The organism is Neglectibacter sp. X4 (assembly GCF_009917365.1).
In the GTDB taxonomy this organism is placed as follows: Bacteria; Bacillota; Clostridia; order Oscillospirales; family Acutalibacteraceae; genus Acutalibacter.
The window spans coordinates 1-5,231 of sequence record NZ_QWLE01000089.1; the positions used below are offsets into that span (position 1 = coordinate 1).

Below are 5,231 nucleotides of genomic sequence, written 5' to 3' on the forward strand. Positions count from 1 at the left end.
GTACTTGGATTTGTGGTGAAACCATTGTACCAGAAGGGCTGGCGGGTCTTCAACTTTCATTTTAGTTTACAGTACGATTATCTTTACAGGAAGCAAAATAACAGGAGGTTTTTGTGTTACTACATATTCTTTGCTGTCAAATTCAAAGTTAAAGCATATTTTAGAGGATTGTCCTGCATTAAGGGATTGCTTGCTTTCAGAGGGTGAGTTTATACAATATAAAGGGCGTAAATATGCTTGGCTCGATATTGATAAAAATGGTGTGATTAAATTGCCGCACAGTACCTTGGCGGTCTTAGACCTACAATCTGGAATGGAGTTGTTATCTATTCGCAGCAGTGATATTGCCTTTACAATGGGGGCAAAAGGACCGCTGCTTCAAAAAGCCCATAACTTTCAAGGAAGTATAGAGAAATATTAGGAGAATAACGAAATGAAAAACATAGCAGGCAATAGGTTCTTTAATATGATTTTGTTATTCACAATCATAGGCGAGTTTATTGTTCCGTGGATACTGGAACGATTTTATTCTGAATATAACGGCAAGATAATGGTTATGAGTGTTTTAGGTAGTCCGAAAAGTCCTGTCCGACTTGTTTATAATATATGGCTTATCTGGCTTGGCGGTTTCTTAGCATATACAGCAGGCGTATATTTTCTGTCATTAAGAGCAAAGTTTCCTGTTCTGGCGGTTTTCATGCTTCTTTCGATTGGAATTTTTGCTGTTGGTGCAGGACTTATTTCTGGATTTTTTAGTGTGAACGAGAGCAAAGACATAGTTACTACAGCTTCAAAGATACATGGAGTAGGTGCTGCAATCGGTTTTATGGCGTTACTGTTTTTTCCGTTGCTAAATGGAATTGTAGCTTTTAAGCAAAATGGCATGGTTGAGGGCATCATCAGTATAAGCTCATTTATTTTATCGCTTATTTTCTTTGCCTGTTTTGTTATGGGAGATAAGGAGCAATTTCAAAATACCCTTTTGAAGTATGAGGGATTATGGGAACGCCTTGCTTTGTTTTGTATGTATATTCCGTTTGTTTATAAGTCTATGAACAACTTGTTCTTTTAGAGCGATAGTGAGGTATTGAAATGACAAAAATAGAATGGATACTCTGTCCCGTTTGCGGCAATAAAACCCGTAATCAAATCAGAGAAGATACGGTTCTTTTGAATTTTCCCTTATACTGTCCGAAGTGTAAACAAGAGACATTGATTGAAGCAAAAAAACTTCAAGTAACGGTCATTGAAGATATTGATAAAAAGCGGAGGAATAAAGGGGAATGAATAAGATAAAAACAATCTTTATGGCATTGTCATTAGAAGTACTATTAGTGCTTTGTGTCGGCATTGCAAATTTGCTTCTTAAACCGATATACTATTTCTGCTTCTATAATGTCCTGTATGGTATATTGTTTAGCTTTTTAATCCCCCTTTTCTTATTGCGGAAAGAGAAAAATGTATTTGACTTCCTTGGGATTAAAGCACTTGGCAAAAAGCAAGTTTTCATTTTAATAGTATTTATTGTTTTTTCGGTTGGCGGACAGATTATTCCCATAGTAGCTAAAGGTGGAATTATTCCTTGGAACTTGCTTCCTATGGGGATTGTGCCGCTGATTATGACAACCTTTTTTGAAGAGTTTGTATTCCGTGGATTTTTTCAAAATAAGTTCGAGAAAGAATTTGGCACTATAACCGCAATTCTGGTCTCTGGATTGATGTTTTCGCTTTACCATGTGGGCTATCCGAGATTTCGTACCTTTGAGGATATTCTTTTGCTGTTCGCCGTTGGAATTGGGTTTGCTGTTGCTTATAAACTTTCTGGAAACAATTTGATTGTTGCATACTTTGTGAATCTCCCCAATGCCTTTGTAACCTATATGTTGAAATTTGAACAATTTCTAAAAATGACAATAGCTTCAACAATGGCAGGCATCGTTACATTGTGCATAATTGTTGTAGTATTTATTGTGCTTGTGAGAGCGAATAGAAAAGAAAGGTAAAAACAACGCTTATGGATGAAAAATTATATCGTGAACTTGCTCAACTGACAAAAAATAAAAGTATTTGGAAACAAAATATCCCCTATGTAGCTTCTTTGCTTAAAAATCAATCTCCTAAAATAACGGCTAAAGCAATGTGGCTGCTTGGAGAGATGGGATTGATATATCCGCAGGAGGTCGCACCATATACAAAAGAAATTGCTTCTTTTATCGTTTCGGAAAATGACTTATTAAGAGAGCGTACCGCTAATGCTTTAGGACGAATTGGCAGAGCAGATTACAAGCTTGTTGCCCCTTATTTTGAGGAACTATTGACCTTGGCAGGAGATAAAAGCCCTAATGTACGGTTAAGTTTTATATGGGCTTCTGAAAACATTGCGACAAATACATGGGCGGTGTATGAGAATTGTTTGCCGATATTTGCAGAGCTTCTTAACGATGAAAACGAAAGAGTTCGAATGGAAGCACCAGAGATGTTTCGGGTGTTAGGAAAACGAACGCCCGAATTTGTGCGACCATACTTAGAAAAATTAGAATATATAGCAACGCACGATGAGGTTAGCGTAGTCCGTATTCACGCTAAAGGAGCAATTAGAGCCACATTATCCAAAACCATCAAAGAGCCAGACGCTATGACGCAGAGCCGATAAACTTGTGAGCAATCGCAGTTTGTCGGCTCTTTCTTTTATATATATTCATAGGTAGGACAAGCCCACCGAATAAAAAAACGATGTTTCGGTGAGCTGCTTTGCTATACTCTAAACACTCTCCGACTTCGCTTTTGAAGTTTGGAGGGATTTTTTATTGTCTGCAAGCAGCAGCTTCTACTTACATATACCATACCGAGGATGGGCGGATAACCTGTTAAAAAAATCCTCGCTACTGCATGGGGGCTTTGCACCTCAAAAGTAGAAGTCAAATCTCTACACAATAGAAATAAATTCTCCTTAAACCGTAAAGGTATGACAGCCTTTGCGGTTTTTCTTTTGTCGTTTTTTACAGAAATACGGCGCAAAGCGATTTCTGGCGTGGGATGTCGTTCGCCGCCTTTTCAATCTGGATTTTAACGATTTTCAAAATTCAGACTGGAGGAAATTAAAATGGCATATAACCACGGACGGGAAGAACGCAAATGGCGTATCTGGAAAGAAGCTGAGGAAACGATTTTACGGAAATGCGGTGTTGACGAGGATACCATCGAAAAAATCCGTATCTATGACAGGGCGGATTTTAATGCAACCAGACGGTTTTACCGATATCTGAACGATATCGGGGAATACCTTGAGGGAATGGCAGACGCTGAGCAACCGATAGAGATACATTCTGTTGCGGATTTATTGGACGAGATTGAAAACGAAAATCTGTATCGGGCATTGCTTGCGGTGGACAAGCGTACCCTGCAAATCGTTCTGCTGAAAATACAGGGCTATTCCATAAAGGAGATTGCGCCACTTGTCGGTCTGACAACAGGAGCTATCTACGCAAGATTAGACCATCTGCGGAAAAAGCTGAAGCAATTTAAGCGTTAGAGGGTAATTTTCAGCTTTTTCAAGGACTATAGAGTGAGGGGAATTTTCTCTCACTCTATTCTTTATAGGAGGATTATTGCATATGAACAGCTATATAGACGAAACAACAAAGGAGCAATTTACCGAAGATATCACTATCCGAGAAGCAATCAACAGCATTTATGATATGCTTGCGGAATTGCCAAAAGAGAAACGCCTTGCTTTCTTTGAGCAAATTTCAAAACCAAAAGATTTGGATTTTGTAAAGGAGATTGATGGTATTTATTATGTCGCCTGTGCTCATTTCGACAGGGAACAAAAGGAAGATATGATAACCAAAGTCAATCGGGTATTAGGTGCAGAGGTGTAAAAACATTTCAAATTAGGGCTTTAAAGTATTGAAGTAAGGCGGTGGATATGGTAAAATAACATCACTACAAACATCATATCCGACTGTCGGAAAGGAGTTTATTTTGAACAGACAGGCTTTCATACCACACATCGGACAAGGCCGACATCGTGCTGGGCTTTTCCCGGTTCAGCCGCTCCAGAAAGCGGGGGTCAACGGTTCTGCAGTAGTCCTCCATCCGGCCCTGGTCGAGATTCAGGGCGCTGGCCAGCAGGCTCTCGTGGCTGGCCATCAGGTTCGCCAGGTTCCGCAGGGAAGCGGGAGTGTGGCCGTTGGCTCCGATGTGGATATGCACCCCACAGCCGTGGGCCGGATTGCTGACCGCTCCAGCGTGACGGAGCTGGCGGGCGACTTCCTGCAAGTCCTCCAGGTCGTCATAAGTGAGGATCGGAGTGCCCAGCTCGGTCTTCTCGGCGTCGCGGGCGGCCCGGATGCTGGAATCCCGTGTGATTTTCCACACCCGGCCCTGCCGATCCTGGCAGCTCCAGGAATCGTAACTGCCAGCCTCATGCCGCACAGTGCGCTCGGTGCCGAAATATTTTGCTACCACCTTAGCGGCCTCCTGCCGGGTGATCCCGGCCATTTCGATCTCCACACCGATGGTTTGCTTCTTCATGTCCTCGACCATTTTAGCAAGTTTCGCGTTCATTTTGTTTACCTCCGTGGTTTGATTGTGTCTGTATATTACCATACACACGCACTGAATACAAGCCGCTAAGGCGCACAAACATTCTGCTATTCTCCTGGTGTATATGCCGGCTTGACTTTTGCCATACATACGCATATAATAAAGTAAAATGGGAGGAGGGGCCTAAATGCCAAGATTGTCCGCAGCCGCAAATACCACACCCATAGATAAGAAGTGCCTGGAACTGGGGATATCCCGGTCGGAGCTTTCCCGCCGGAGCGGGGTGCCGCTGCCTACGCTGGACGCCTGGGGCCGTAGGACACGGCTCCCCAGGGATGTGTATCAGCTTTATAAGGTAGCCCAGGTGCTGGGCTGCCACATAGCGGATATCATTGAGCCGGAGTTGGCAGAACAGCAGGAAAGCGGCAGGGAATAGCAAAGGGGCGGAATGACCTTCCGCCCCTTTCGTGTATTTCTTTAGGCCGTCATATAGTCGTACAGTTTGGCCTTAAGGACAATCAGCTGGGCCTCCGCGGCCTCGGCCCGGGCCTTGTACTCGTCCCGTTCTTCGGCCAGCTGACCATTCTGCACCGTGCGCTGGGCCAGCTGCTCCCCCAGATCCTGCGCCTGCTCCACCGGGTTCCCGGAGAAGCCGTTGTCAATGTTCTCCTCGGCGATATCGA

General features: G+C 43.1%; 9 protein-coding genes. 7 read left to right on the plus strand and 2 right to left on the minus strand.

Annotated elements, in window-relative coordinates; translation table 11 throughout:
* Positions 1-433 precede the first annotated feature (433 nt).
* The 6 genes from D1841_RS16130 (at position 434) to D1841_RS16155 (ending at position 3,881) form a co-directional block, all read left to right on the plus strand.
* Positions 434-1,072 carry a DUF998 domain-containing protein gene (locus tag D1841_RS16130; protein WP_016216496.1) on the plus strand — a complete coding sequence of 213 codons (639 nt, stop codon included), beginning with the start codon at positions 434-436 and terminating at the stop codon, positions 1,070-1,072.
* A 20-nt stretch (positions 1,073-1,092) separates the two neighbouring features.
* A complete protein-coding gene (locus tag D1841_RS16135) occupies positions 1,093-1,287 on the plus strand; it encodes a cysteine-rich KTR domain-containing protein (RefSeq protein WP_016216495.1) in 195 nt (64 codons plus the stop codon).
* Entirely contained in the window at positions 1,284-2,003 is a 720-nt protein-coding gene (locus D1841_RS16140; protein ID WP_160644677.1) for a CPBP family intramembrane glutamic endopeptidase, read from the plus strand. Before D1841_RS16135 ends, D1841_RS16140 begins: the two co-directional genes overlap by 4 nt.
* A gap of 11 nt (positions 2,004-2,014) precedes the next feature.
* Complete coding sequence (locus tag D1841_RS16145; protein WP_160644675.1) at positions 2,015-2,653, plus strand: HEAT repeat domain-containing protein; 639 nt, start codon at positions 2,015-2,017, stop codon at positions 2,651-2,653.
* Positions 2,654-3,103: 450 nt separating this feature from the next.
* Positions 3,104-3,532, plus strand: coding sequence for an RNA polymerase sigma factor (locus D1841_RS16150; protein WP_016216492.1), 429 nt, complete (start codon positions 3,104-3,106; stop codon positions 3,530-3,532).
* An 82-nt stretch (positions 3,533-3,614) separates the two neighbouring features.
* A complete protein-coding gene (locus tag D1841_RS16155) occupies positions 3,615-3,881 on the plus strand; it encodes a hypothetical protein (protein WP_160644673.1) in 267 nt (88 codons plus the stop codon).
* A 73-nt stretch (positions 3,882-3,954) separates the two neighbouring features.
* Here the strand turns inward: D1841_RS16155 and D1841_RS16160 are convergent, their stop codons facing one another.
* Complete coding sequence (locus tag D1841_RS16160; RefSeq protein WP_160644671.1) at positions 3,955-4,569, minus strand: amidoligase family protein; 615 nt, start codon at positions 4,567-4,569, stop codon at positions 3,955-3,957.
* Positions 4,570-4,735: 166 nt separating this feature from the next.
* On the opposite strand from D1841_RS16160, the gene D1841_RS16165 reads away from it, so the two are divergent.
* A complete protein-coding gene (locus D1841_RS16165; protein ID WP_160644669.1) occupies positions 4,736-4,984 on the plus strand; it encodes a helix-turn-helix transcriptional regulator in 249 nt (82 codons plus the stop codon).
* Positions 4,985-5,025: 41 nt separating this feature from the next.
* Here D1841_RS16165 and D1841_RS16170 read toward each other — a convergent pair.
* Positions 5,026-5,231 (minus strand): hypothetical protein (locus D1841_RS16170; RefSeq protein ID WP_160644667.1); only part of this gene is annotated, 206 nt, incomplete at its 5' end.